The 25,608-nt window shown below is 56.7% G+C and carries 22 protein-coding genes and 1 tRNA gene; 4 read left to right on the top strand and 19 right to left on the bottom strand.

What is annotated here, in order from left to right; translation table 11 throughout:
* From ACTG4M_RS01460 to ACTG4M_RS01430, 7 genes are all read right to left on the bottom strand, one after another.
* Entirely contained in the window at positions 1-477 is a 477-nt protein-coding gene (locus ACTG4M_RS01460; protein WP_439121851.1) for a hypothetical protein, read from the bottom strand.
* A gap of 46 nt (positions 478-523) precedes the next feature.
* Positions 524-1,474, bottom strand: a complete 951-nt coding sequence (locus ACTG4M_RS01455) for an NAD(P)-dependent oxidoreductase (RefSeq protein ID WP_439121850.1) — start codon at positions 1,472-1,474, stop codon at positions 524-526.
* A 98-nt stretch (positions 1,475-1,572) separates the two neighbouring features.
* On the bottom strand, positions 1,573-3,372 hold the full coding sequence (locus ACTG4M_RS01450; protein WP_439121849.1) for an ABC transporter transmembrane domain-containing protein: 1,800 nt from the start codon (positions 3,370-3,372) through the stop codon (positions 1,573-1,575).
* Between the two features lie 135 nt (positions 3,373-3,507).
* A tRNA-Gly gene (locus tag ACTG4M_RS01445) sits at positions 3,508-3,581 on the bottom strand.
* A 138-nt stretch (positions 3,582-3,719) separates the two neighbouring features.
* A complete protein-coding gene (locus tag ACTG4M_RS01440) occupies positions 3,720-4,457 on the bottom strand; it encodes a maleate cis-trans isomerase family protein (protein ID WP_439121848.1) in 738 nt (245 codons plus the stop codon).
* The gene (locus tag ACTG4M_RS01435) at positions 4,457-5,617 is read right to left on the bottom strand and encodes a M24 family metallopeptidase (RefSeq protein WP_439121847.1); all 1,161 of its coding nucleotides are present in this window, start codon (positions 5,615-5,617) and stop codon (positions 4,457-4,459) included. The genes ACTG4M_RS01440 and ACTG4M_RS01435 overlap by 1 nt, the downstream gene beginning before the upstream one ends.
* Positions 5,614-6,657, bottom strand: coding sequence for a pyridoxal-phosphate dependent enzyme (locus tag ACTG4M_RS01430; RefSeq protein ID WP_439121846.1), 1,044 nt, complete (start codon positions 6,655-6,657; stop codon positions 5,614-5,616). Before ACTG4M_RS01430 ends, ACTG4M_RS01435 begins: the two co-directional genes overlap by 4 nt.
* Before the next feature lie 137 nt (positions 6,658-6,794).
* Here ACTG4M_RS01430 and ACTG4M_RS01425 point away from each other — a divergent pair, with 137 nt between their 5' ends.
* Positions 6,795-8,447 (top strand): thiamine pyrophosphate-dependent enzyme, encoded by a 1,653-nt coding sequence (locus ACTG4M_RS01425; RefSeq protein ID WP_439121845.1) that lies wholly within the window; start codon positions 6,795-6,797, stop codon positions 8,445-8,447.
* Between the two features lie 8 nt (positions 8,448-8,455).
* Here the strand turns inward: ACTG4M_RS01425 and ACTG4M_RS01420 are convergent, their stop codons facing one another.
* From ACTG4M_RS01420 to ACTG4M_RS01400, 5 genes are all read right to left on the bottom strand, one after another.
* Complete coding sequence (locus ACTG4M_RS01420) at positions 8,456-9,667, bottom strand: APC family permease (RefSeq protein WP_439121844.1); 1,212 nt, start codon at positions 9,665-9,667, stop codon at positions 8,456-8,458.
* Positions 9,668-9,782: 115 nt separating this feature from the next.
* A complete protein-coding gene (locus ACTG4M_RS01415; RefSeq protein WP_439121843.1) occupies positions 9,783-10,373 on the bottom strand; it encodes an ABC-type transport auxiliary lipoprotein family protein in 591 nt (196 codons plus the stop codon).
* Between the two features lie 32 nt (positions 10,374-10,405).
* A complete protein-coding gene (locus tag ACTG4M_RS01410; RefSeq protein ID WP_439121842.1) occupies positions 10,406-12,145 on the bottom strand; it encodes an MlaD family protein in 1,740 nt (579 codons plus the stop codon).
* A gap of 1 nt (position 12,146) precedes the next feature.
* On the bottom strand, positions 12,147-12,941 hold the full coding sequence (locus ACTG4M_RS01405; RefSeq protein ID WP_439121841.1) for an ABC transporter ATP-binding protein: 795 nt from the start codon (positions 12,939-12,941) through the stop codon (positions 12,147-12,149).
* Positions 12,938-14,059: an ABC transporter permease gene (locus ACTG4M_RS01400; RefSeq protein WP_439121840.1), complete on the bottom strand. Its 1,122-nt coding sequence runs from the start codon at positions 14,057-14,059 to the stop codon at positions 12,938-12,940. The genes ACTG4M_RS01405 and ACTG4M_RS01400 overlap by 4 nt, the downstream gene beginning before the upstream one ends.
* A gap of 326 nt (positions 14,060-14,385) precedes the next feature.
* Here ACTG4M_RS01400 and ACTG4M_RS01395 point away from each other — a divergent pair, with 326 nt between their 5' ends.
* Both ACTG4M_RS01395 and ACTG4M_RS01390 read left to right on the top strand, forming a co-directional pair.
* Positions 14,386-15,222: an FAS1-like dehydratase domain-containing protein gene (locus tag ACTG4M_RS01395; RefSeq protein ID WP_439121839.1), complete on the top strand. Its 837-nt coding sequence runs from the start codon at positions 14,386-14,388 to the stop codon at positions 15,220-15,222.
* A complete protein-coding gene (locus ACTG4M_RS01390) occupies positions 15,219-16,457 on the top strand; it encodes a CoA transferase (protein WP_439121838.1) in 1,239 nt (412 codons plus the stop codon). Before ACTG4M_RS01395 ends, ACTG4M_RS01390 begins: the two co-directional genes overlap by 4 nt.
* Before the next feature lie 9 nt (positions 16,458-16,466).
* On the opposite strand, the gene ACTG4M_RS01385 is transcribed toward ACTG4M_RS01390, so the two are convergent.
* From ACTG4M_RS01385 to ACTG4M_RS01370, 4 genes are all read right to left on the bottom strand, one after another.
* A complete protein-coding gene (locus ACTG4M_RS01385) occupies positions 16,467-17,246 on the bottom strand; it encodes an alpha/beta fold hydrolase (protein WP_439121837.1) in 780 nt (259 codons plus the stop codon).
* The gene (locus tag ACTG4M_RS01380; RefSeq protein ID WP_439121836.1) at positions 17,243-18,784 is read right to left on the bottom strand and encodes an ABC transporter permease subunit; all 1,542 of its coding nucleotides are present in this window, start codon (positions 18,782-18,784) and stop codon (positions 17,243-17,245) included. The genes ACTG4M_RS01385 and ACTG4M_RS01380 overlap by 4 nt, the downstream gene beginning before the upstream one ends.
* The gene (locus tag ACTG4M_RS01375; RefSeq protein ID WP_439121835.1) at positions 18,781-19,836 is read right to left on the bottom strand and encodes a quaternary amine ABC transporter ATP-binding protein; all 1,056 of its coding nucleotides are present in this window, start codon (positions 19,834-19,836) and stop codon (positions 18,781-18,783) included. The genes ACTG4M_RS01380 and ACTG4M_RS01375 overlap by 4 nt, the downstream gene beginning before the upstream one ends.
* Before the next feature lie 75 nt (positions 19,837-19,911).
* Positions 19,912-20,874: an ABC transporter substrate-binding protein gene (locus ACTG4M_RS01370; RefSeq protein WP_439121834.1), complete on the bottom strand. Its 963-nt coding sequence runs from the start codon at positions 20,872-20,874 to the stop codon at positions 19,912-19,914.
* 267 nt (positions 20,875-21,141) lie between these two features.
* Between ACTG4M_RS01370 and ACTG4M_RS01365 the strand changes: the two genes are divergently transcribed.
* A complete protein-coding gene (locus ACTG4M_RS01365) occupies positions 21,142-22,026 on the top strand; it encodes a LysR family transcriptional regulator (protein ID WP_439121833.1) in 885 nt (294 codons plus the stop codon).
* A gap of 132 nt (positions 22,027-22,158) precedes the next feature.
* On the opposite strand, the gene ACTG4M_RS01360 is transcribed toward ACTG4M_RS01365, so the two are convergent.
* Genes ACTG4M_RS01360 through ACTG4M_RS01350 form a run of 3 tightly spaced genes read right to left on the bottom strand, consistent with a single transcriptional unit; the run spans position 22,159 to position 25,593 of the window.
* A complete protein-coding gene (locus ACTG4M_RS01360; protein ID WP_439121832.1) occupies positions 22,159-23,763 on the bottom strand; it encodes an N-acyl-D-amino-acid deacylase family protein in 1,605 nt (534 codons plus the stop codon).
* A 4-nt stretch (positions 23,764-23,767) separates the two neighbouring features.
* A complete protein-coding gene (locus tag ACTG4M_RS01355; protein ID WP_439121831.1) occupies positions 23,768-25,063 on the bottom strand; it encodes a TRAP transporter large permease in 1,296 nt (431 codons plus the stop codon).
* The gene (locus ACTG4M_RS01350) at positions 25,060-25,593 is read right to left on the bottom strand and encodes a TRAP transporter small permease (protein WP_439121830.1); all 534 of its coding nucleotides are present in this window, start codon (positions 25,591-25,593) and stop codon (positions 25,060-25,062) included. The genes ACTG4M_RS01355 and ACTG4M_RS01350 overlap by 4 nt, the downstream gene beginning before the upstream one ends.
* Between the last annotated feature and the right edge of the window lie 15 nt (positions 25,594-25,608).

The following is a 25,608-nucleotide window of genomic DNA, read 5'->3' as shown; positions in this document are numbered from 1 at the left end:
TTATGCCTTACGCCGGGCGATCAAGATGGCGATAATATCAGCCATTGGGCGGGCCTGAGACCCTGGGGTCACCCCGCCCACCGCAACCCGGCGACCAAGACGCCACCACAAACCCGGCTGCCACTCTCGTGGGGCCGGGTTTTTCAATTTGAGTGTGAACCCGTTCGAGGGCTTCATCGCAAACGCGCCGCGGCTGACCGACACAATATCTTCAACGCGCGCCAGCAATGTGCCATCGCTGTCAGTGAGTGCGGTTTCGGTGAGATAAAGCTTCCGTGTCGTCGCGACCTGAAGCTTATGGGCCAGCCATAGCGAAACCAGCCCCATTCCAATTAGGAACACCTGCCACCCAAGACTGGCCGGAGGGCTGACAAAGGCGAGATACAGAACCAGACCACCCAGCATGAGCAACATCGAAATGCCGATGATCCGTCGCGGACCACGCGGGTCTACCTCTGCGATGATCTCGTCTTGCATGGCGTCTCTCCTGTGATGCAAAGACGCCGATACCGCATTCCTTGGATCAAGGCGAGACCGCGCAGAAAACCTCTTGCCCGCGTTGTTCTGGTTCGTCGTCAATCAACTCGGTCGGAAACCCCGGCGCGGTGATCGACAGGCCAGTCGCGTCTTCAAGCCGTTCGATCAAACGGTCGGACTGTGCCCGGTCGCCATACCGCGCCTGCCCATCTTTGATGATCTCGATTACCTTAGGTGACAATTCAAGCGGAACAGCCTTGGCGTCGGCCAGTGATTGGAACAGCCCCACATCCTTGAGCACCAAATCCAATGTAAAATCCACGTCGCGATTACCCGACAGGATCAGCTGGCTTTCGGTTTCGTGCACAAAAGACGTGCCTGACGACGCCTTGATCGCCTCATATGTTGTAGCAAGGTCAATCCCATGCGCAGCCATCGTCGTCAGCGCTTCGCACAGGCTGGCAAGATGCACAGTCGCCAAGTAGTTGGTCATGACCTTTAGCACCGACGCGCTGCCGACATCGCCCGTGTGCAAGACACGGCGTCCCATATAGGTCAACAGCGGCAGAACCGTTTCAAACGTCGGCCGATCGCAGCCCGCAAAGATCGAGATATTGCCAGTCGCAGCGCGATGGCAGCCACCAGAAACAGGACAGTCCGCAGCTTGTCCGCCCAGCGCTTCAACCGCCTTTGCCTGCGTCCGGATAGCATCCGCGTCAGTGGTCGACATCTCAATCCAGATCTTGCCGGGACGGACCTCGGTCAAAAGCTGTTCCAAGACGGCTTGTGATGCGGCAGGGCTGGGCAGGCTAGTGATAACCACGTCACAATCGTGCATGATGCTTTCGGGACTGCTGCCTGCCTTGGCCCCTTGGCCAACCAACAGATCAATGCGTGCGGCCTCCAGATCAAAGACGGTCAGGTCCACCCCATTGCGTGCGAGTGTCCCCGCCAGCTTGGCACCGACAGCCCCCAATCCTACAAATCCAACCTGCATAGCGCTCTCCCTGTTCGACGTTTTGCATCAGGGTGCCGCTGCAGAATGAGACCTGTCATGGTCAAAACCGACACTTATCGGCTGACAAAAGCAAATATCTACTCGGCGGCCATGCCATCGGTGAACTGTAAACGCGCAAGCCGTGCATAAAGCCCGTCCTCAGACACAAGCGCATCGTGGGCGCCCGTGGCCACAATGCGGCCCTGCTCCATCACAATGATCCGGTCTGCCTTTTTCACAGTTGCCAGCCGGTGCGCGACAATGATGGTGGTGCGCCCTTCGGACAGTTCATCAACCGCTCGCTGCACCGCGCGTTCGCTTTCGGCATCAAGCGCGCTGGTCGCCTCATCCAAGAGCAGAACAGGAGCATCGCGCAGAATTGCGCGGGCAATGGCGATACGCTGTTTCTGCCCGCCCGACAGCATCACACCGCGTTCGCCCAGATAGCTGTCATACCCATCTGGCAGCGCCTCAATGAACTCGTGCGCCGCTGCAGCCTGTGCCGCCACCTCTATCTCGGCATCGGTGGCATCGGGTCGGCCAAAACGGATGTTTTCACGCGCCGAGGCCGCAAAGATCACCGGGTCTTGCGGGACAAGTGCAATGTGCTTGCGGAATGCGTCACGGGTCAACCCATCAACGCGCATACCATCCAAACAAATGGCCCCGGAGTCTGGGTCATAAAAGCGCTGGATCAACTGAATGATTGTCGTCTTCCCAGCACCGCTAGGCCCCACAACAGCAACCGTTTCACCCGGCGCAATTCGCAGGTTGATCCCATCCAAAGCTGCGACACCGGGGCGGCTCGGATACGCGAAATGCACGTCTTCAAAAGTGATCTCGCCTTGCACCGGCTCAGGCAGTGTCAGTGGGGTGTCAGGATCATTGACCGTGTCTTCGGCATGCAGCAATTCGACCAAGCGTTCCGTCGCACCTGCTGCCCTTTGCAGTTCGCCAAAGATTTCCGACAGCGCCGCAACTGAACCAGCAACCATGACCGCATAGATCACGAACTGAACCAGCTCACCCGCGCTCATCGTGCCATTTCGCACGTCGGTTGCGCCAATCCAAAGAACACCGACAATCCCCGTGAACACGAGAAAGATCACAATCGCTGTCATCTGAGCGCGCGTCCAAATCCTCCGGCGCGCTGCATCAAAGCTTTTCTCAGTCACATCGCCAAACGCATTGCGCGAGATGGCTTCGTGGGTGAAAGCCTGAACCGTTTGCACCGACGACAGCGCCTCAGACGCATTGCCCGACGATGCCGCGATCCAGTCCTGGTTTTCGCGGCTCAGCTTGCGCATCTTGCGACCCAGAACAAGGATTGGCACGACAACGGCAGGAACGATCAACAGCACCATCCCGGTCAACTTGGCCGACGTGAACAACATAAGGATCATGCCACCGAAGAACAGCAGCACATTGCGCAGCGCGATCGAGATCGAAGAGCCCAGCACGCTAAGGATCAAGGTGGTGTCTGTCGTGATCCGGCTCAGGACTTCTCCGGTCATCACCCGTTCAAAGAACGATGGGCTAAGGCCAATCACACGGCCGAAAACGGCCTTGCGGATATCCGCAACCACGCGTTCACCTAGCCGCGTCACCAGCGCATAGCGCAGCGCTGTGCCAATCGCCAACAATGCAGCGATGCCCAATGCGGCCGAAAAATACAGATCAAGCAGCGCACCGTCGGACGTGTTGAAATTGTCAACGACCCGTCGCACTGCCATTGGTAGGATCAACGACACGCAAGCTGTTGCCGTCAGCGCAAAAATCGCCGCCATCATCAGCAGCCTGTAGGGCGCCACGAAAGGCCACAGCGCCGCAAGTGATCCGATCTTCTTGGACTTTTCCCGTTCTTCGTTCTTTGCCGGTATTGGTGTAGCGTCCGCCATTTGGTTCCCGTTTTTAGCTGGACATGCTTAAACCTTGGCCAGCCCTTAATGGTCAAGCCGAACAGCCCGCAAATGCCGATTTGCCGCGCTAAGGTCGTAGAACTCCGGTTGAATTTACTGGTTTTCAGGAAATTTTGGAGCGGGCGACGGGAATCGAACCCGTATCATCAGCTTGGAAGGCTGAGGTCTTACCATTACACAACGCCCGCTCAACGTGGTCCGACGTATTTCATGCGTGTTCCGAGGTCAAGTATCTCAACCCGCCCGAGCTGCAGATTCCGCACTGTCCACCAGAACAAATGATCTCTGTATAAACCGAGCTTACGCAGACGGCAAAACATGCGCGTTCAGAGTGCGTCAAACAAACGACCGATCCGCGTGCACCGATCCGAAAACCCGCTCAGCGTCCCAAGATGCCAAGCCAATACCTGATTGCTCGACAAAGCCGGGATGCCAAGTTCGGCCTCAATATCGTCGATCACCTCCAGTGCCCGGAGATTGGTGCATGACATGAAGACGGCATCACACGCACCGCTGCGCCCGACATGGATCGCGGCATTGCGAACCGACGCGCTATCGATTCTGACCACACGTTCTTCTGATGGCTCATCAAAACTGCCAAACGAAGAAACAGTTATCCCCGCCGCCTCAAGCCCTTGGATCAGCCGGTCACTGACCGAAGCGACGTAGGGGCTGACCAGACCGATCCGGGTGATTCCAGCCTTTTGGCATGCCGCAATCAATGACGTCAGAGGGTCCGACACATGTGGCGTTGGCACACCAGCCTTGATCAACTCTGCCACCCGCTCGGCTCCGATCGCAGCACTGGCAGATGTGCAGCCGTACCCGACTGCTGTCAGTTCTGCGCCGACTGGCAAAAGGCGCGCTGAGGTGGTCAGACTATCCTCCATCGCACACAAACTTTCGAGGGATACCGTTGCCCCCGATGGGACACGCGACACCAGAAGTTCCACATCCTGCGGCAACAGTTTACGAAAATCCCGCTCTATCGTTTCATCGCTTTGGAGCGTGACAAGCCCAATCTGAATGGGCCGGTGCGCATCAATGGAATACGGAAGTGCCATCAGATCACCCTTATGTCTGCAGATTGCAGGTCGGACAGAAATTCTGCACCATGATCACGGATTACGATGTTTTCTTCGTGCACCAATATTTTGCCGGGGCTGACGGTCACCGAAGGCTCCAGCGTCAGCACCATCCCCGGCTCTAAAACTGTGTGATCTTGGGGAATGATCGACGGCCACTCTGTCAGCTGCATCCCCAATCCGTGTCCCAAACGCCCGGCCTCCATGACATCCCCAGATGGGTTCACCACAGCGTTCATTGCATAAAATAAGTCAGAGATGGTTTTACCCGGCTTGGCGACATCCGCCGCCGCTAGCGTTGCGGCGATCAGTTGGGAGTGCGCACATTGGACGACCGCCGAAGGGGGGCCAACGCTATAGTTGCGGTCGAAATCGCAAAAATAACCGTCCCACATCAGCCCCGTGTCGAGCATGAGTACGTCCCCGTCCTCCAAGGGTGCGTCGGTCGCTGGTGATATCACGTCGGCATACCCGGCCTGTTCCGCTGCGCCCGCAAGGTAAGGCACCCAATCCGCGCCCTCTTCGAGGCACAGCATTTGAAACCGGCGGAACACTTGGGATAAGGACATGCCGGATGCGACACATTCCGGCACACGATTGAAAGCGCCAGTGGCAATCGCTGCCGCGTGACGGATTTTGTCAATCTCACTCTCGGATTTGATCAACCGTAGGCGCCGCGTGATTGCCGCATCGCTGACCAAAGCCCGCGTGAGCAGCGCCGCTTCCAAGCGCCGCAGATCAGCAAACGGCATGCGGACATAGCTTTCCAACTGATCAGCAATTCCGATCTGACCCTCGTCGCCCGCGACCTCGTTCAAGGCATCGACCAATAACCCAATGCCATCGTCGTCATAATCAGGCGCGGCCCAAGTGCGGATATCGGTGACCCAGGTTTGGCTCATCAAATGCGCGCCGATGGATGGGATCACCGCAATCAGGTCGCCAGTTGGCGGGATAATCACAAACCAAGGCCGCGTCGGGCTTTCCCAGAACCGGGTCAGGAACCCCGTGTAGTAGCGGAGCTCGGGCTCTGTCGTCAGCAGCAGCGCGGCCAGATTATGTTTTGCCATCAAAGCTTGAGCCGCTTGGGTCCGGCGTCGAAATTCGTCTTCCGGAAATCCGCGATGCGGGGGTGTCATGACGCCTGCTCGCTCAAGACGACGAGCACGTGCGAGTTTGCAGACAGGCCAAACGCTCCGTGATCATTGTCCGCGGCCAAAAGTCCAGCAATGCCCGCGCCTCCGGATGGCGTGGTGGCAAAGCCGGCATCGCCGCAAACAGTACTGCCAGTCGCGCCCTCTTCCTCGGAAATCAGCATGAAATCATCAGCGTCACGCGCCAGACCTTTCAGGGCGATCAACGACGGTTCTTTGCAATCCAACCGGCCCATTGCCGATTCCGGTCCTTCAGTGACCTGCGGCTCGCCGGCCTTGATCGACGCAAAGATGGCCGGTGCCGCCTCTGGTTCGACAACGACGATACGGGGTGCATCGCCCCAAGCCAATCGTGCGTAGGACGCGCATGCAGTGGCCAAACCACCAACACCCGCTTGTAGGAAAATATGGGTTGGTGGCGATGGCATTTGCGCAACCGCCTCCTGCATCAAAACCAGATATCCTTCCATCAAAGTATGGGGTCGGTCTAGGTATCCGATCCATGAGCTGTCCGACAAAAGCGCCCAAGCCTTGTCCTCTGCCGCTTTTGCAGCACCTGCCATCGCGTCCTCGTAAATCGCACCGTGACGCATGACTTCAGCACCAAACGATCGCAGGCGATCCGCGAACCCTTCTGGCACAGTTTCGGCCAGATACACCACGGCGCGAGCGCCAAAGGCCTGCGCACCGGCGGCTACCGACAATCCATGATTGCCCGCGCTGGCGGTCACATAAGTTTGCCCTTTGGCCACTCCAGCTTCGGCATCACGCGCAATCACATAAGCGGCGCCCAGCGCTTTAAAACTGCCAAGACCCATGCGGTTGCGTTCGTCTTTGACAAAAACCTTCCCAACTCCTGCAACCTGCGCCAAGGCAGGCACCTCCTCCAATGGCGTCACTCCGGCGGCGGGACAGCGTGTCAGCAAGGCAACGGGTCGATCTGCCTCGACACTCGGGAACGGGATGTCGGCAAGCGTTTTGATCACCGCGTCAGCCTGCGCTGCGGTTTTATGCATAATATCCATGTGCCCATACTGGCAGCGCCGTGAGGCGTTCGGCAAGCCAAGTCCGACACAAGCCGTTCCCCAAACGACCCATCTGTTTGCCCTGTCGTTCGAACCGTTCTAGCGTTCGCCTACCCGAACCAAAGGCATCGCAGCAAATGACACGCCCCAACACCACCATTCGCGCCGCTGATCATCTGGTCGATCTGCTGGTCGCCCAAGGCACCAAAGCGGCGTTTGGCGTTCCCGGAGAAAGTTACCTACCCGTACTCGATGCTTTCTATGGTCGCGAAACCGACATAAGATTTGTGACTTGTCGCCAGGAAGGAGGCGCCGCGATGGCTGCCGATGCCTATGGCAAAATGACAGGCCGTCCGGGCATCTGTTTCGCAACGCGCGGCCCCGGTGCCACCAATGCCAGCGCTGGCGTTCATGTCGCCTATCAGGATTCGACCCCGATGATCCTGTTTCTGGGCCAAGTCGCCCGCGACATGGTGGACCGCGAGGCGTTTCAGGAAATCGACTACCGCCGGATGTTTGGGCAAATGGCCAAATGGGTCGCGCAAATCGACGATGCCTCGCGGCTTCAGGAATATGTCAGCCGCGCGTTTCGCACAGCCATGTCAGGACGCCCCGGTCCCGTGGTTCTCGCCCTGCCGGAAGACATGCTTTACGATGAATTTGCGCAGCCCAGCCCGTCAGCACGGATTGAAACACCCCGATATTCGGCCACGACAGAAGCCATGATGGCACTCAAACATCGTATTATCAAAGCCGAGCGGCCGTTAATTATGGCCGGTGGTGGTTCTTGGACCAATACTGGGATCAGTGCATTGCAGACGTTTGCCGAAACCCAGGGACTTCCAGTCTCCGTTTCTCTGCGCTGTCAAAGCCTGATCGACAACCGACATCCCAATTACATCGGCCACTACGGTGTCGGAACCCCGCCCTACCTCAAAGACATCATGGCCGAAACCGATTTGCTGATCGCCATCGGTCCACGGCTGGGAGAAATGACAACGGCCGGATACACGCTCTTGTCGTCACCGGTGCCCGAGCAATCACTGGTTCATGTCTTCCCCGAACCCGAAGAAATTGGCCGTGTCTATCAACCCGAAATCGCAATGGTGTCAGACACAGAGAGCTTTTGTCTTGCCGTTGCATCGTGGGACGCCATTGCACATGACCGGTTTGCCAACCGTACAAAAGACCTGCACGAAACGTACGTTTCATTCAGTGACCCTGCCGCGGTCAAAGATGACCCGCTGGCACCGTACTTTTCCCATTTGGCCAGCACGCTGCCGGAAGATGCGATCCTGTGCAATGGCGCTGGCAATTATGCGGGCTGGCTGCACCGGTTCTACAAATACCGCGCACCGGGTTCACAGCTTGCACCGACATCCGGCTCAATGGGTTACGGCCTGCCCGCTGCGATTGGCGCGGCGATTGTCGAACCCAATCGCGAGGTGTTCGCAATCGCCGGTGATGGGTGTTTCATGATGACCTGTCAGGAAATGGCAACAGCTGTGCATCACGATCTGAACCTGACCGTGATCATCATCGACAACGGCCGCTACGGCACGATCCGTGCACATCAGGAACGCGAATATCCCGACCGGGTCTCTGGCACCGGGCTGACCAACCCAGATTTCTGCGACTTTGCCCGGTCCTTTGGGGCCTACGCTGCCAAAGCCCCAGATTACGACAGCTTTGTCGCTGTGTTGGCCGAAACAAGATCGCGCAAAGGGGTCAAACTGATCGAGGTAGAGGCTGATCCAAACTTCCTATCGCCCGGAAAACGACTGGCCTGAACTTCGCCTCATAGAAAGGCCGTCGCAAACAGCAGTACACTGGTCGCCACACCAAGTACTGGGACAATAAGGGGTACGTGAAAGTGCTTTTCCGAAGCAGCACCGCGCAACTTGATCCGGATCAGCGCGGTGTTCACCAGCACGAACACAAAAAGCACGATCTGCGAGGTTCGCTCGGCCAGCGCATCAATCGGAAAAGTCAGCGCTAGAAGCAAGATCGCAACAACCACAGCCAGCGTTGCAACATCCGGCGTCTTGGTTTTCGGTGACACATGCCCCAGTTGACGTGGCAGATGACCCCGGTCCGCGAGTCCATAAAGCACGCGGGACGCCATGATCATCTGGATCAGAACGCCATTCACCGTGGCGACGATTGCGATGATGCCAAAGCCTTGTTGGATGGTGACGGGGGCATCTGAAAACACCATTGATAATGGGGCGGCAGAGTTCGACAGTGTTACAAGCGGCACCGCAACAAGGACCGCTGTTGTGGTGCCGATATACAGGATCGTGGCCAATATCAGCGTTCCAACAATTGCGCGAGGCATCGTGTGCAGTGGGTCCTTCACCTCTTCGGCAACATTGGCCATATCCTCGAACCCGACAAAGGCAAAGAACGCAAGCAATGACGCCGTCCCGATCCCGGCCCAATGCGCACCAGTTAGCGGAGGAACGATTTCGGCAAGTCCAATTCCTGACGGATCGGCAAAGCCAAATCCCCAGACCATTACAAAAACCAATCCCGACACCTCGATCACCGTGATCACAGCGGCGACCGTTACCGACTGGGTGATCCCCCAAAGCGCAATCAAGCCCATCATACACACAACAGCAACTGTGAGTATGCTCGTCGGCGCACCAGTGAGAACGTGCAGATAAGACGCGGCCCCCAGTGACACCGCTGCCGCAGACACCAAACCCGATAGAGCTACCGCCAACCCGACCAGGGTTGCGAGCTTGCCCGAAGAAAACCCGGCTTCGACATAAGCCGCTTCGCCCGCGCTGACAGGATAGCGGGTTGAAAGCTCGGCATAAGAGAACGCGGTGAAGGCCACGACGATGGCCGCTACGACAAACGACACCGGCGCGTATATCCCGGCCTCGGCAGCGGTCGCCCCAACAAGCACATAGATGCCTGCGCCGACAGTCACTCCCAAACCGTAAAGCGTGAGCAATGGCACGTTCAACGCGCGGCGCAGTTTGTTGTTTTCGGGTGTCATGCCTGCCCTCTTGGTGGGCGTCCCGCGTTGAACACCAAACCTAACACGGCTTATAAATCACATTCTGCGAGCAAGATATGACGTGGGTCAAACCGCCAAGGCGGCGCAGGGGCGTTCAAAGGGTATTTTGAACCCACACGGCGAGGTCTTGGAACACCATGTCCGACGCACCGCTGAAAGCGTCTATCACGGCAAGCGTCTGGGTCGACGTCGATGGCACGCTGGCGGAAAACCGGCGGCTGGCAACGATGCTGGCGTCCCGTTCTCGTACGACACGGACTAACAAAGTGATCTGCACCGTTGCAGTTTCAGTGTCAGGCAACACGTCGGCTTGGAAGTCTACGACTTCGGTCACAAAGGCAAAGTCGCCGCTTACCCCCAAAGGGGTGCGTCCGACATAACGGAGTGCACCGGTTGCCTCGATAGAGCGCAGCATCAGCGTTTGCACCATCACTGGGGTTGGATCGCTCCACCGGACATCAGGCAGATACTGCGCCTGCAGCGCGTTGGGACGGATCATAATCCTGTCGGTCGACAATGCCCCGCTTGTGGTTGGCAGTTCGACAATCACATCGCGCGCCGCTGGTCTGCCGCTGGCCGCAACGATACTGTCGGGCGCACGCAACTCGAACACATCCAAAGGTGTCGCCGCATCGCTGACTGCTGAAATCGCGGCGCAACCGGACAACACGACTAAGCCTGTCATGGCCAAAGCCTTTCGCAGGTGCACCATTGTCATCATCGTCTGAACTCCGGCGTTTCGCGGTCAAGGAAAAACCGCGTTGGGTCGCGCTGTATCTGATCCGTCAAACGATCCAGATTTGCAATCAACGCACGGCTTTCTTGTGCCAGACGAGAATAAAGCGGTAGCGCGGTTGTGGTGAATTCGCGGATCGACGGCGAGGCCGCATTCGTGAGGTTGCGCAATTCTGCGAAGGTGTTAGACGCCGATTGACTGGCCGCTCGGAGGTCTGCTGACATGCTTGGCAGATCAGCTGAAACCTGCGCAATCGCTCCATCAAGGCTGGCCAAGGACGCTTCCAACCCGGCAATGATGCCATCCAGATCTTCATTGATGACACGGTCTGCGCCAGTGAATGCCCGTTCCGCAGCGCCGAGCGCCCGGTCGCCAGTTTCAAGCGCTCCGTTGATGGCGCCGAGGGTTTCATTGGCATTGGCAAAAGACACACGCGCATCTTCCAGCGTCACCCGTGCCGTTTCCAGAACGACTTCTGCGGATTGGCTTGATGCGGTCAGGTTGCCACCCACTTCTGTAGCGACATTCCGAAAGGTTTCCGCTGTCTGTCGAATATCCGCTATGATGACGGGCAAATCGTCATTTGCAATCGTCACGACCGACGCGATGGCCTGGTTGGCATCTGCCACCATAGCACGGGTTTCCGACACCAATGGTGTGCCTTCTTCGCGCACCAAAGTGTCGATTGTCGATGCTGTGTTACCCACGATCGCCGCTGTTCCGTCCAGCCTGGCGATCAGGGCATCGGTCGCTTGCAACGTCGCCTGTGCATCTTCAAGCCGCGCGGTGGCGGTTTCGCCGGTTGTGTTCAGCGTCGCCATCAGCGCCCGCGCATCCGTGCTCAAAGCCGCAATCTCTTGCTGCAACGCCGCGGCTGTTGTCCGCAACTCTTCGGTTGTCCGGCTCAGGTCGGTCGTGACATATGCCTCAGTCATTGCAATCGCCGATTGCGCGGTGCTGAGCGTCTCCGCTCCGGTCTGCAACACGCCTTTGCCTTGCTCGGACAATTCCCCGATTGAGGTGAGCGTGGTGTCGGCGGTTTGAAGGACATCCGTCAAATCACCCGTCAGCGTATTGAGCGTTTCATTGAACAAGTTGATCTGTTCAGCAAAGTCATTGACCGTCGTGCTGATCGACGAAAACCCATCAAGCGTATTGGCGAATTCGGCCGATGCGGTTTCGACGTTTGATATGATGCTGTTGATCCGTTCCCTGTTTTCAGCCCCCAGAAGGTCGCCCACGTCAGTGACAAGAGTAAGGGTCTCCTCGAGAAGCCTCGGCGCATCTTCGGACAGGGTTTGCAAGGTGGACCGCCCTGACGTGATCTCGGGCACTGCAGTTTCTTCGGTTGGCTCCAACAGGACTGCCGATGGGGTGCCAGAGCTGATCCCGACAAAGGAGACGCCGGTCACACCCTGCGCCTCGATCGTTGCGATGCTGTCGGTGCGCACTGGTGTGGCCGCATCCACCTCGACCCGAACAAGGATCGTGCCATCCTGGTTTGGCGACAGTTTCACATCGACCACCTGTCCTACGGGCAAGCCGCTGAACCGGACATCGGACGCGTTTCCAAGACCGGACACAGAAGTGAAACGGATGTCATAATAATCGAACTGACGGTCCAATTCGACCTGCGCGAACCACAGGAAGAACCCAAGGGTGCCCAGCAGCCCCGCGAGGGTGAATGCTCCGATCAGGACAAAATTCGCCTTGGTTTCCAAATCAGTCGCCTTTCCGGGCCGCACTCGTGTCTTCGGATGCGGCAGCACGGGCGCGTGGCCCGTGGAAATACTCGTGCACCCAAGGGTGATCGACGTCCAGCATATCCTTCATAGTGCCAGTCACCAGTACCTTACGCTCTGCCAGTACCGCGATGCGATCACAGGTCGCGTGCAGAGTATCAAGATCATGCGTGACCAAAAACACGGTTAATCCCAACGAATGGCTCAGCCCCCGGATCAACTGGTCAAACGCAGCCGCTCCGATTGGGTCCAGCCCGGCAGTCGGTTCGTCTAGAAATACGATATCAGGATCAAGCGCCAAGGCCCGCGCCAGCCCAGCACGTTTGCGCATACCGCCTGATAGCTCGGACGGGTATTTGTCGCCCGCTAGGCATTGCAGCCCCACCATAGAAATTTTCAGATCGGCCAGTTTACTCCTGATATCCGGGTCCAGACCGTCAATGGCACGCATTGGCACTTCGACGTTTTCGCGCACCGTGAGGGACGAAAAGAGCGCACCATCCTGAAACATCACGCCCCAGCGATTCTCCAACGCCTGTCGTGTATCCTCGTCCGCATTAAGCACATCTGTGCCCAGCACATCGACAGTGCCGGCGGCAGGTTTCTGCAACCCAGCAATGGTGCGCAGCAGAACCGATTTCCCGGTTCCCGACCCCCCGACAACGCCCAGGATCTCTCCCCGATAGACGTCGAGATTGAGGTCATCGTGCACGACCTGCGTGCCGAATTGGTTGCGGATTCCCCGCAGTTTGATGACGATCTCACGCCCAGTCATATGCCGATCCGCGCAAAAAAGATGGAGAACACCGCGTCGGCGACAATCACCGCAAAGATCGCCGTCACAACTGCGTTCGACGTCATACGACCCAAAGATTCTGCGTTGCTTTGAACCTGCATACCCGCGTGACAGCCCACAACGCCAATTATCAGTGCGAAGACCGGCGCTTTGACCAGACCGACAAAGACATGATCCACCGACGTACCTTCGACCAAGCGCGTCATGAACATCGCAGGCGAGATGCCCAAGTCGATCCAAGCCATCAGCCCACCCCCAAAGAGCCCGGCCAAATTGGCAATCAACCCAAGAATGGGCAGCATGACAAACAAGGCCAAAATACGCGGAACGAATAAGATCATCGCCGGATCAAGACCAAGGGTCCGCATCGCATCGATCTCTTCACGCATCTTCATTGACCCAATCGCTGCCGTAAATGCCGACGCGGTGCGCCCAGCCACGATGATGGACGTCAGAAGGATACCCAATTCGCGCAGGATTGAGATGGCGATCAAGTCGACCACAAAAACTTCGGCTCCGAATTGCCTTAGCTGGGTCGATCCCTGGAAGGCTAGAACGATGCCGATCAAGAAAGCCATCAATGCAACGATGGGGACTGCTTTCAATCCAACCTCTTCGCAGTGATGTACCAGCGACGTGAAGCGAAACTCGCTTGGGTGGCGCATTGCACGGGCAAGGCGATGCAGAAAAATTCCAAGATAACCCATCAGCGCGCGGAGGAACATGATACCGGCAAACACGCGGTGGCCCAACTGATCCAGCCAAGCCGTGAAGGACGGTCGGTCATCAGGGTTGGCTTGGGGGGCAGGCATCGCTTGCGTGACACTGTCCAATAGGCTTTCGATTTCAGAACTTGTTCGCGTGAACACCAGCGCAGCATCGCCGCGGTTCTTCAGTTGGATCAACGCCCATGCGCCTGCTGTGTCGAGGCGTGATATGCCGGATAGGTCAATGCTCGTGAGATCAGCTGGGGGGATGGCCCCGAATTCAGCCTGAGCGCGGGTCACGTTGTATATCGTCAACTGTCCAGACAGCCGCAATTCACCCGGTGTATCGCCTTCAATGAGCTCAAGCTCCGCCACTGCACTCTCGGTCATGACACCCCTTTCACATGGGGGGCGTTCTTTTGAAACGTAATCATCGGGAGTGAGTCCATATGCCAAGGCTACTCCTATGCTGCGGCGCGCGAAAGCGGCGATCTTAGCGCCGTTCTGTCTGCGAAACACTGCGAATTAAGCGAGTTTACGCCACGGTTTTACGCCGCACTGCAGGTGCAGAAAGTACGGAAATATCCTTTCCCCTCAAATGCCGCAGATGCAAACAGACTGACTCGGTATACCGTGGTATTCCCATAAGTACTTAAAAACATTTGATTTTTTCAGATTTTTCAGTTATCTCACTCGTAGATGTGGGGAGGAAGATCATGGACATGTTGAACCTTGATGCGTGGACCGGGCGTGTGACCAACGACGCAGGAAGCGTCTCACCCGAGCTTGCGCGGCAGCTCCATGCAACCGTTGGTTTGGGCGCAATGCCAAAACATGGTGATCCCCTTCCGCCGCTGTGGCATTGGTGTGCCTTTCCGATGTCGACACCAAATGACAAGCTTGGAAAAGACGGACATCCGCGTGAAACCAACCTGCTGCCCCCCGTGCGGCTCGACCGCCGTATGTGGGCGGGTGGCGCGCTGAAATTCTTTGGGCCGACCTTGCGTATCGGCGATCCACTCGAGCGACGATCGTCCATCCGCTCCGTCACCGAGAAAGACGGGGCCGCTGGCCCCATGGTCTTTGTCACTGTGGACCATGCGATTTACGGTCCATCTGGCCTTGCCATCGAAGAACGGCAGGACATCGTCTATCTTGAAATACCGGACACCTACACACCGCCCAAGAAAAAGCCTTTGCCGACAGCGCCGGTCGATCAGATCAATACGGCGGAAACGCTGCTGTTCCGCTACTCGGCCGTTACGTTCAATGCGCATCGCATTCATTACGACCTAGCCTACACCCAAGAAGTTGAGAAATATCCCAGCCTTGTCGTGCACGGCCCATTGCAAGCCACCCTGCTGATGCGCGCTGCGATCAAAGAACGTGGCACAACGCCCAAATACTTCGATTTTCGCGGCGTACACCCGATGTTTGCAGGGTCGCCCTGTGACATTGCGTTTGAAGCCGAAGATGCCGTCCTAAGCCTTTGGACTGGTCAGGACGGTCATCAGTGCATGCAAGCCACCGCGATCTGGGCAGACGCACAATGAGCGTGCTCAAGGGAATGCGTGTCGTCGAAGGGTCAGCTTTTGTTGCGGTGCCCTTGGCGGGAATGACACTGGCCCAGATGGGTGCCGAAGTGATCCGATTTGATCGTCTGGGCGGCGGTTTGGATGCAGGGCGTTGGCCGCTCGCGCCAAACGGGCAAAGCTTGTTTTGGGCTGGGATGAACAAGGGCAAGAAATCCATCGCTCTCGATATGAAATCCGCCGAGGGGCGCGAATTGATCACCCGGATCATCACAGCGCCGGGTGATGACGCGGGCCTGTTTCTTACCAATTTGCGGGTACGCGGTTGGATGGATCACGAAACGCTCAAACAGTACCGCGAAGATCTTATTATGGTGACATTGACCGGCGACCGGCACGGCCGCCCGCAGGTCGACTACACCGTCAACCCCGCGCTTGGTATTCCGCATATCACTGGCCCGGTCGGCAGCGAAGACCCTGTCGCCAACGCTCTACCCGCTTGGGATCTCATCGCAGGCAATATGTGCGTCTCAGCCCTTCTTGCCGCCGAACGACACCGTTTGCGGGGTCATGGCGGGCAAGAGGCTGAGATCGCGCTTAAGGATGTTGCAGCAGCGACGTTGGGTCATCTCGGGATGATCGGCGATGTGACTTTGAACTCTGAGGATCGCGGCAAATCCGGAAATGCGCTTTATGGTGCATATGGCCAAGACTTTGTCTGCGCCGATGGTCGACGGGTGATGATCATTGGCCTGACAGATCGCCAATGGCGCGGCATATGCAAGGCGACCGGCACCACCGACGCCATGGCGGCGCTTGAGCAGCGGCTCGGAGTATCTTTGGCCGATGAAGGCAATCGCTGGCAGTTCCGCGATGAGATTACCGAGATCCTTACGCCGTGGTTCGCTCAGCGCCGCGTGCCGGATTTCGAAGCGGCGTTCAATGATTCTGGCCTTACTTGGTCTGAATTCCGCACCGTTCGTGAGGCCGTCGCGCATGACCCGGACCTGAGCACCGAAAACCCCATGTTCAGTGATGTTATGCAACCCGGCATTGGAACCTACCGCACGCCTGCGCACCCTGCCAGCTTTGGCACAACAGACCGCCTTTCTGCGCAGCCAGCGCCGACGCTTGGGCAGCACACCGAAGAAATCCTATCCAACGTGGCCGGGTGTTCGGGCACCGAGATTGCCAAGCTGTTTGATGCGGGTGTGGTACAATCGCCGGAATTTGCCAAACCCCGCAACGCCGCATGAGCTAGCGGGTCATGTTCCCTGAACCGTTCTTTCCAGCAATCCGTTTTGCTGGGCGGTTTGAACTGGGACATCGTCGAAAAAGTCCTTGAGAATACGATTAAAGATCGCAGGCTTTTCCAAATGCGCTGCATGGGCACAATCCGGGATCACCGCTAAACTGGTTTTTCCAATCGACCGCCAAAGCTGTTCAGTCTGACTCCAGGGGTAGGTGCGATCATGATCGCCCCAGATCACCAAAGTTCGCGCCCGGATTGCGCTTAGGTTTGGCACGCCGTCCCATGCCTCCATCGCGTCCAAACCGGCGACAATCGCTTGCAGGCTGCTGCATTCCGCAATGGTTGCGCAGCTTTCAAAAGCTGCAGATGATTCTCTGGTAAGAAACCACGTCGCCGCTATCCTGCGGGCCGTTTTGCGCGGACCATCGGTTTGTGCCCGGCTTTTCGAAATATGAATAGGTTCGAACCGACCGGGAAGAATTCCTGTTGCGCCTGTTCCATACAGGACCAAGCGATCCACGCGCGCCGGGGCACGCGCTATGATTTCCTGCGCAATCATTCCGCCCATCGAATGTCCGAGGAGATGAAAACGGTCAACCTCCTGTGCCGTCAGGAAGTCCAGCACCCAGTTGGCGTAGCCTGCGATGGTGGCCGGCGCAGTCAGCCCTGCGTTTTTGCCAAACCCCGGCAGATCAACGGTGACGACATCCAACGATGGGGCCAAGGCCTTTTTCTGTTCGGTCCATTGCCGGCTTCCGCCCATGAACCCATGCACAAAGACCAAGGGCGTCATTTACGTGCGCCCTGTACGATACGGTCGAGGATCATTGCACAGAAAAGGATCGAGAAACCCGCAAGGATCCCTTGCCCGACATTGGCATATTGCAAGGCCTCCAGAACGTCTTCGCCAAGACCCTTGGCACCAATCAAAGACGCCACCACGACCATTGCCAACGACAACATGATTGTTTGATTGATCCCAGCACGAATGGATGGGCTCGCCAAAGGAAGATCGACTTTGGTCAGCAGATACCATTTGTTTGCCCCAAAGCTGATCGCCGCTTCGCGCACGCTTTCGGGAACGCCGCGGAGGCCCAACACAGTCAGACGTACGACAGGCGTGCCGCCGAAAATCATCGTCACAACCACCGCAGCCGGTTTTCCGACACCAAAGAACGCAATGACCGGAACCATGAAAACAAAGGCTGGCATCGTTTGCATGAAATCCATGATGGGCTGGATGAACGAATAGAATCTTGGCCGCCGTGCCGCAAACATGCCCAAGGGAATGCCGATAGCAATCGACAGGCAGGCCGCAGTTCCCAAGAGCGCAAGTGTGGTCATTGCCGCTTCCCAAAACCCCAGAAGACCCATGTAAGCGAGAAATGCACCCGAATAGATTGCCGTACGTACTCCTGCGGTCAGCCACGTCAGCAGGACGATCAAGCTGGCGATCACAATCCACGGCGTCTGCACCAGAATAACCTCGAGCGCATCCAGCAGGGACCGAATGCCAAAGGTGAGCGCCTCAAAGAAGGTTTCGCTATTGCGAACGCAGAAGGCGATGAACTCTTCGACCCATGCTATGCTGATCAGGCGAATGTCAGGGTCGGTCGGAAACGCACTGAGGAGCGAAAACCGGCCGGGGAAACTATAGTGCAGCATTGCAGTCGAAACGATCAAAACCATGAAAACTGCGCTGAATATGATCTCTGGGACCGGCAGGCCTGAACTAATACTGCGATCCGACATCCATTCTGAAAACCGCGCTTCGAGCGCCCAATTTGCCACTGTGGCCTGTGCCAATTTGGCCAGGACCAAAAGGACCAAACCCGTAAACACAATCCACGGGCCTTGCGCGGCCACGGCCTCTGCCTCGGCTCGGATGCCGCCGATATTGGCTTCGAGAGACTCCACTGTGCGCCGGAACGCATCAACCCGGTCGGAATTGTTTTCGATTGCGGCCGCGAGTTGCTGACGCCGCAAATCAAGTGTGCCTTCGATCGATGCAATCCGCGCCATAGCGTCCGCCGCAAGATCCCCGAACAGGCCGCGTGCAATCTGAACGAAGGCAAGCGCCTCGATGATCAAGAACGGCAGCGCCCAGGACCAAAGCCCGCGTGCGCCAAACCAGATTGGGCCAAATAGGCCAGCCATAAGGTTCAAGGTCGGCGTGAAACGGGCGGATGCGCCGATCTTGTCAAAGTTCTGGATATAGTAATCGGGGCTGGTGCGGACAAAGGTCCGAATGTTCTTGCGGCGCTCTTCGGCATAGGCAAGCGCGGCATCGCTTTCGGTATCTTCAAGGGGATTAATCTCTTGCTTGTTCATGAGACTTCGGTTCCCTCAATCACTGTGCGCAACAGGTCCGCGCGGGTGATGACACCCACGTCCTGCCCGTCCATTTCGACAAGGATTGCGCTGGTGTTATCGATGGCCAGATTTATCAAAGTGCTGAGCGTTTCCTGCGACCCAACGCGCGGCGCATCCGAAGCCAAGGGCCCATGAGTTGCAACATACGCGCCAAGCGGCTGCATGACTGCGTGTGCGTGAACAACCTTGAGCCGCGAAATACCGGCAACGAAATCCGCAACGTAGTCGTCGGCTGGATGCATTACGATGTCTTCTGCGGTGCCAACCTGCACCAACTTTCCGTCACGCATGATGGCAATGCGATCGCCGATACGCACGGCCTCGTCCAAGTCATGGGTGATAAACACCGTCGTTTTTTTGAGTATCTTGCTTAAGCGAATGAACTCGTCTTGCAACTGACGACGGATCAGAGGGTCAAGCGCCGAAAACGGCTCATCCATCAAAAGCACGTCAGGGTTGGCTGCCAACGCCCGCGCAAGTCCAACCCGTTGCTGCATGCCACCCGACAATTCATGTGCAAACTTGGCGCCCCATGCGCCAAGTTCAACGATGTCCAATATTGCAGCGGCTTGCCGCATGCGTTCATTCTTGGCCACCTGCCGAATTTCCAGCGGCATAGCGACGTTATCAAGCACAGATCGATGCGGCATCAGGGCAAAGTTCTGGAACACCATCCCGATCTTGCGGTTGCGGAATGTCTGCAGTTCTTTCGGCCCAAGGGCCATCACATCTGTACCCTCGATTTCGATCTTTCCGGCAGTCGGTTCCAACAGGCGGTTGAAATGACGAACAAGCGTCGACTTTCCACTGCCCGAGAGACCCATGATGCAGAAAATTTCGCCGCGGTTGACCGAAAGGCTGACATCCGCCACGCCGACAACCGCGTTATGCTTGGCCAATACCTCAGCCTTGCTGAGCCCCTCTTCACGGATCGACCGCAAGGCAGCTTCGGGATGCGCGCCGAAGATCTTCCAGACGTCGGAAATTTCGATGACGGTCTCGTGATGCATTTAGGTGCGCCTTGTCTGAGATAAGATTGACTGGTCACCGAGACAAACCCAGTGACCAATGCTTAAAGCCCGCGCTTACAGCCCAAGCCAGCCATCAACGCGGTCGGAATTCGCTTCGACCCATTCAGCTGCAACTTCTGAAGGGTCACGGCCATTGGCGCTGATTTCAAAGGCCAGCGCACTGACATCCGAGGCTTCGAGGCCAAAATTCGCAAAAAATTCAGAAATCGCAGGCGAACGGTCTTCAAGCGAATTGGACCATGCAATCTGCACATCCTTGAGCGCGTCTTTGGTCGCGACCATCGACTTTGTGTACCAATCCGGATCATCCGACGGCTGAACCATGACATACTTTTCCGGATCGAATGTTGGCTCGGTCAACATCTTGACGTCGAACATGAACCAAACCGCGTGCGGCTCATAGCAGTAGAAAGCATATCCTTCGCCCTTGGCAATGCTGTCTTTGATACGAGCAGTTTTGACCGCTTCTTCAGTTCGGACCGGTTCAATGAAATCCAGCAAACCATAATCACGCACTTTGACTTCGTTCACATTGGCTGATGCCCAGCCGGGCGCGCCGATCCACATCTCGCCTTTGCCATTACCGTCACCATCCATCAACGCGGCAACATCCGGGCGACCCAGATCCGCGATATCGGTGATGTTGTTAGCTTCGCCAAAATCCTTGGTTACACAGAATCCCTGATTGCCCTGATACGGGTTTGAGGACAGCGTCACAGTGCCCGCCTCATCAACATATTGCTTGGTAAAGCTTTCCTGATTGGGCAGCCACACATCCGGGTGCACATCAATATCGCCCTTACCTTGATCCATCGCTTGAAAGATCGTGGCGTTGTTGCCGGGTACATATTCGACCTGGCCGCCAATACGCGTTTCAACAACCGTCCCTAGAACATACGCAATTGCCTGTGCGCCAGTCCAAGATGGCACTCCGATTTTTACCTCTTCGGACGCAAATGCCGGCATAGCAAGCGCACTAACGGCAGCGGCCAGCCCAATGGCTTTTAGATTTTTCATTATGATCGTCTCCTCTGTTGGTGGCTGGTCGTTTTTGTCCAGCTCTGCATGTTTTGTGCGCCGAGACCCAAGCCCCGACTCTAGCATGTCTCCGCGCCGACCCTTCCGAAATTGCCCAAGAGCGCCGGATATCGGGAACGCATGCCCATGTTCAAAGCGTAGGAACAGATTTTCGAGGCACTCCAATTCAAACATTTCATCAAACTATTCTTAATTTGCATAGTTTATGGTAACGATGGAAAAACATATTTATTTTCAGAGGCATAAATGGATCTGAACTGGTTGCGTGATTTTGAGTGCTTGGCCCGGGCACAGAATTTCACACGTGCTGCTGATGAAAGAAACATCACTCAGTCCGCATTTAGCCGACGGATCAAGGCTCTGGAAAGCTGGGTTGGCCTACCTTTGGTGAATCGCGCGACGTATCCCGTCCAGCTGACAGAAGCAGGGCAACAATTCTTGCCGATTGCCATCACCGCACTTTCGCAACTGTCCGAAGCCCGTCAAACGCTCCGGGACGCGGATCGCGGTGAACATCGCTTTATTCGCTTTTCCGTGCTGCACACGATATCGGTCAACTACCTGGCCAGCCGGATCGAAACACTTCAGCAAAGTATGAGCGACATTCGCACACGTGTGATCTCGGACTCGCTCGGGACATGTTGCGAACTTCTGGTTGAAGGCGCGGTCGACATTATGCTGTGCTACACCCATAGCGCCGTGTCGCTCACCATCGACGAGACTGCGTTCGACCGCAAAGATCTTCTGACTGACCGATTGATCCCTGTCGCTGCGGCGGAAGCGGCACATGATTTGGATTGGAATCTTGATCATCGCAGCAGCAAAATGATCCCGTATTTGGCTTACGAAAAGACCAGCTTTCTTGGAATGGTTGTCGACCATGCTATTGGACGTAAACACTTTAATGCCGAAACGATCTATGTTGACGGTTTGGTCGAGGCCATCAAACGAAGGCTGATGTCAGGAAGCGGCTTTGCCTGGATGCCTGAAACCGCCATTCAAAGCGAATTGGCAGATGGTACGCTGGTCGCCATCGGAGAAGAACATTGGACAGAGCACCTGACCATCGCCGCTTACGCGAACCCATCGCTCTTTGACCCGACAACCCGCGCAGTATGGGACGTATTGTAGCTCTCGCCAGTATCTCTACTTCAAATCGCCTGTAAAACGTTTGAACTATACTGGTTTTGCCAGAAGCCCCGCCTCATGTAGAGAATGGAACATATTTACAAAGAAAGCAGCCACCCGACGCTTTCGCACCGTTTAAGCAACCCGTTGGAAGTCGCGCAAGACGACACCTGTATTGCTCGAGGTGCGCTTCCCATTGTGCATGGACAGGCAGCCATTGACCAAAACATGCGCAATGCCCGAGGCATAGCGACGGGGGTGACGCGCCGTGGCATTACTGGAAATCGCGGCCGGATCAAACACGCAGATATCGGCGTGATAGCCTCTTTGCAGCTTACCTCTGCTTTTCAAACCCAAACGATCCGCCGGGATTCCGGTGATCTTGGCGATGGCTTGCGATAGGTTTAGTACACCCCTGTCCCGGACATAGTGTTGCAGGAACCGGGCCGCCCAGCCATAACCGCTGAGAGAACCAATATGGTCGCTGAGAATGCCGTCATTGGCGATTGCGACTGTATCGGAGATGACAGCGCATTCTGGCTGCTGAAGGCAAAGATCAATATCCATGTTCAGAAAACTCTTCGAGGACCACATGGTGGCCATCATGTTCTCGCCTTCCTCAAGCAGTATATCGAGCACAGCGTCGTAAGGATCAACGCCGCGCATCCGGCCAATCTCGTCAAAGTTTGCACCGACCAGGTCTTTGTTTTCGGTAGCGTTCAGCAGGATAATGTCCTTCCACTGCCGCGCTTTCACAAGCAGCCACATTGGCTTGGGATTGGCCTTGATCCGTTCCCGATCTTCGGGATTGGCGAGCCGTTTCAGCACATCGTCGATACCACCCGCCTGCGCCCATTTCGGTAGGATCGAGGCCATCAGCGTATGGTTCCAGTCATGTGGAATTACATCGAATGCGATGTCACCATCATGGGTGCGCGCGATGTCAATCATCTCAAGAGTATGCTCCATCGCATGGCCGGGCGCGCCGAATTTCGGTTGGATATGGCTGATCTGTAGCCGCGCGCCTGCCTGTCGCGCAGTGCTCATCGCTTCGGTAAAACCAAGATCATACTCGGTGTCGCGGTTGCGCACATGGGTCGCGTAAAGCCGACCGTATTTCGCCGCGACCTCTACCATCGGGACAAGGTGATCGGGTGCAGCCAGACTACCCGGAAAGTATTCAAGCCCCGAGGAAAAGCCGCCCGCACCTTCCTCCATACACTGATCCACCAACTTGGCCATTTTTGCCACGTCGTCGGGCTCACCCGCGTGCAATTCGCCGCCAAGCACCGCCCGGTGGATGGTGCCATGACCAACGAAGGCCACGACATTCACGCCCAGTTCGGTATCGTCCAGCACATCTAGGTATTCACCAAACCCCAACCATTTGCGGTGCTTGGCCTTTTCGGTGAACCACGGTGACACCCGCCGGATCGCGGCATGTGAACAAACCGGCGCGCAAGAGATGCCGCACTGGCCGATGACTTCGGTGGTCACGCCCTGATGCACCTGACTTTCGGCACGGCCATCCGCGATCAGGGTAAAGTCCGAATGCGTGTGCATATCGATGAACCCCGGCGACACAGCAAGGCCGGACACGTCTATAACCTTGGCACCGTTGTCGGTGTTGATTTCGCCGACCTCGGTGATCATACCATTTTTTATGCCGACATCAGCGATTTTCCCAACCGCGCCGGTGCCATCGAACACCTCGCCACCTTTCAGGATCAGGTCGAACATCAGACTACCTCACGGATGCGGGCCCGTAGACCCAGTTAGGGAGGAACAGTGTTAATTCCGGGAACAGGATCAAGATCACCATCCCGACGATATAGGCCGCAATGAACGGCAGCACTGCGACCGAGATCCGTTCGAGCGAAATTTTCGAGATCCGCGAGGCTATGGTCAGGTTTGCCCCAAGCGGCGGCGTCAGGAAGCCGATCTCGCAAGTGATGACGGTGAAGATGCCGAACAACACCGGGTCGATGCCCAAAGACACAACCAGCGGCAGGAACACAGCGGTGAAAAGCACAATCTGGGCAAGGCTTTCCATAAAGGTGCCGATGAAGATGTAGAAGACCCCGATCAGCATCAGAACAAGGAACGGGCTTGTAGTGATCGACGTGATTCCGGACTGCACGGCGGCGGGCACATCGTAGAACGCGGTCAACTGACCAAAGGCCAGCGTCGGCGTAAGCAGAATCAGGATACCGGTCAGCAGCGCCGTGAACCGAAGCGCCTCTAGCACTTTGCGCACCGTCAGTTCGCGGTAGACAAAAAGGCCAACGAATAGCGCGTAGAACACAGCGACCCCCGCCGCTTCGGTCGGGGTGAAGACACCGCCATAGATACCACCCAAGATCAAAACCGGCGCGCCAATGGACCATTTGCCTTCCCAGGCCGCGCTTAGGAATGGGCCCCAAGTGAACGGATCACCACCCCCACCGTAGCCACGACGGCGCGCGATGAGGTAAGTGGTCATCATCAACAGAGTCGTCACGATGAAGCCGGGGATGATGCCCGCCAGAAACAGTCGCGGTATCGAGGTTTCAGACACCAGCCCGTAGATGATCATCAGGTTCGACGGCGGGATCAGGCTACCCAACGCTCCGGCACTGGCCGTGATAGCTGCCGCGAAAGGCACATCGTATCCCTCTTTTTTCATCGCGGGGACAGTGGCCGATCCGATCGCAGCAGTCGTCGCCGGGCCGGACCCGGACAATGCGCCAAAGAGCATACAGGCAAACACTGTCACCAGCCCCATGGAGCCGCGATAGGCGCCCACAAGTTTGGTTGCGATGCCGATCATTCGGTTTGCCATGCCACCGGTTTCCATCAAGCGACCTGCAAGAACGAACAGCGGGATCGTCAGCAACGGAAACGGCGTCAGACTGTTGTAGCCTGTCTGTGCTAGCAGAGTGTACGGGATGTCGATCAAGAACAGCGCCAAAGCGGTGGTAAGACCCACGGCAGCGAAAAGCGGCACACCGACCAGCGTGAGAACGACAAAGGCGATGGCCAGAAGCGTCAGGTCGTTCAAAACAAATGCTCCTCATCCGGAGCATCGCCATCTTCAATCAGCATGCCGGGCAACCCATGCGCCCCGTCGCGATACCATAGTACATACGTCTGGATCAGCCGTGCCAACATCAGGCCGTAGCCGATCACCAGAATGGTCTGTGGATAAAATTCGTTTATCCCAAGGCTCGGGCTCCGGGACGGGAACTTCCAAAGTACGGTAAGGTATTCCCAACTGACCCGGATCATGATGATACTGAATGCGGCCCAGGCGAGATCTGCGATGAAGATTGTATAGCGGCCAACACTTGTCGGCAGGGCTTGGACTGCGACCAGAATGCGAATGTGAAACCGTTCGCGGACGCACAAAGATGCGCCCATGTAGACTGCCCAGACCATACAGATTGCGGCAGTCTCTTCTGTCCAATGAAGGGCAATTTCGAACACGTAGCGTGCCAGCACCTGCGAGATGACCGCCACTGCGATGATCGAAAGCGCAATACAGCAGAGCGCTTCCTCAAAGTGCTTTTCGAGCCATCGCAGAACGACCATGACGTGCCCCCAGTC

The organism is Marivita sp., assembly GCF_965656765.1.
Taxonomy (GTDB): domain Bacteria; phylum Pseudomonadota; class Alphaproteobacteria; order Rhodobacterales; family Rhodobacteraceae; genus Marivita.
The sequence above is the reverse complement of the archived record's forward strand: the minus strand, read 5'-3'. Positions and strand labels throughout refer to the sequence as shown.